The organism is Corallococcus sp. RDP092CA, assembly GCF_041903675.1.
Classification (GTDB): Bacteria; Myxococcota; Myxococcia; order Myxococcales; family Myxococcaceae; genus Corallococcus.
The window spans coordinates 1-527 of the sequence record NZ_JAYESI010000118.1; the positions used below are offsets into that span (position 1 = coordinate 1).

General features: G+C 69.6%; 1 protein-coding gene. It reads right to left on the reverse strand.

The window, feature by feature from the left end; genetic code table 11:
- Positions 1-527, reverse strand: a 527-nt coding sequence (locus U8525_RS34430) for an AMP-binding protein (protein WP_374270967.1), incomplete at both ends; no start/stop codon positions are given.

Below are 527 nucleotides of genomic sequence, written 5' to 3' on the forward strand. Positions count from 1 at the left end.
GGATGGGGGACGAAGCGCTCGGCGGTGAGGTCCGGACGGTGGAGGTAGCCCCAGGCGAGGCCGAGCCCCCCGACGTACAGCTCACCGGCGACGCCGACGGGGACTGGGTGAAGGGAGGAGTCGAGGACGTAGGCGGAGGAGTTGGAGAGGGGGCGGCCGATGGGGATGGGGCCGTCCACGAGGGAGTCGTGGCGAAGGGGGAAGGTGGAGGAGAAGGTGGTGTTCTCGGTGGGGCCGTAGCCGTTGATGAAGGAGGAGGAGGGGGAGAGGCGGGAGAGGTGCTGGCGGACGCGGGAGGCGGGCAGGACGTCGCCGCCGGCGAGGAGTTGAGGAACGGAGGCGAGTGAGTCGGGGTGGTGAAGGGCCATCTGCTCGAAGAGAGCAGCGGTGAGCCAGAGAGACGTCACGCGGTGGTGACGGAGGAGGGAGGCGAGCTCCTCCAGGGAGAGGGAGTGGGGAGGAGCGAGGACGAGCTTCGAGCCGTGGAGGAGTGCGCCCCAGATTTCGAGGGTGGAGGCGTCGAAGGC